This window comes from Ruminococcus sp. CAG:379, from assembly GCF_000434255.1.
GTDB classification, from domain to species: domain Bacteria; phylum Bacillota; class Clostridia; order Oscillospirales; family Ruminococcaceae; genus Ruminococcus_F; species Ruminococcus_F champanellensis.
Genome location: NZ_FR894924.1, coordinates 104753 through 106237 on the forward strand (window position 1 = coordinate 104753; position 1485 = coordinate 106237).

Sequence of the window (1485 nt, forward strand, 5' to 3'; positions counted from 1 at the left end):
CACAGACAGCCAGGCTGCGCTTGTGAGTGCATCCCAGGGCTGCATGCTGTTGACCTATGCGGCTGAGTGGACAAAGGGCAATGAGATTGCAGTCAAGTCCGGTGCTACAACCGTTTATGCAGCAACCCCCAACAAGAAGTTTGACTATGTGCTGCTGAGCAGTCCGGATCTGACAACCTCCGCCGCATACAGCCTGTATACCGGCGGTCAGCAGATGAAGCACAGTGCGGACGCTACCGGTGTGTTCCAGATGAGCGCTGACGCATCCTTCACTGGGGTAGAGGCACTGAACGGCTCCGGGACTGTTACCACGGAAGCAGGCGTCCAGCTGAATGGCTCCAGTCTGACAGTATCCGGCGAGGGCGTGGAGCTGACCAGCAGCACCATTGCAACCATCACCCAGCCTGGTATTTATAATGTAACCGGTTCCATGACCGGCGGGCAGATCGTGGTGAACGTGGATAAGACAACCTATGCGGACGCCATTGTAGAGCTGGTGCTGGACGGCATAGAGCTGACCAATACGGCGGATTCTCCTATTTATGTTGCAAGCGTTGGAGGCGAGTGCCGGATCACTGCCAAGAACGGTACCACCAGTACCATTTCTGATGGTACCAACTATACCAATGCGGACAGCGATAGCGGTGCTATTTATTCCAAGGATGATCTGAAGATCAAAGGCAAGGGCACGCTGATCGTCAACGGCAATTACCAGGACGGCATTGTCAGCAAGGATGATCTGAAGATCTGGAATGGTTCTGTGACCGTCAATGCAGTGGATGACTGCCTGTGGGGCAAGGATTCCGTTCGGATCGGTGATCCGGAGGATACGGATTATTCCGCACTGGATCTGAAGCTGACATCCACCTCCGGCGACGGCATTAAGTCCTCCGGCACGGATACCGGAAAGGGTTATGTGACCATTACCGGCGGCACAGTGGATATCACATCCAAGAGTGGAGACGGCATCCAGGCAGAGCAGACCTTTACCATGAACGGTGGTAACGTGACCATCAATACCTACCAGGGTCACGGCTACACTGGTTCCGGCTCCTCCGGCGGCGGCTGGGGCGGCGGTATGCAGGAGGGCAACAACAATAAGGTTGACTTGAGCGTCAAGGGCATCAAGGCAGTGGGTCTGTATGATACGGACGGCACCACATATCTGAGCGGCGGTGATCTGATCATCAACGGCGGCACGCTGAACATTGATTCCACAGACGACTCCCTGCATTGCGGCGGCAATATGTCCATCAACGGGGGCAATATCACCCTGGCTTCTGCGGATGACGGCATGCATTCCGACCATAACCTGACCATCGGGGAAAGCACCACCGGCGGCTATGATGCACCCTGGATCAACGTCACCTATTCCTATGAGGGAGTTGAGGGTCTTACAATTGTGCAGAATTGCGGCACCGTCATGGTAACCTCCAAGGATGACGCCTACAATGCAGCAGGCGGTGCAGACTCCAGCGGCATGGG

The 1485-nt window shown here is 55.6% G+C and carries 1 protein-coding gene; it reads left to right on the top strand.

Going from position 1 to position 1485, the window contains the following annotated elements:
- Window positions 1-22 precede the first annotated feature (22 nt).
- Window positions 23-1485, top strand: a 1463-nt coding sequence (locus tag QVO51_RS10205; protein WP_288168170.1) for a carbohydrate-binding domain-containing protein, incomplete at its 3' end; no start/stop codon positions are given.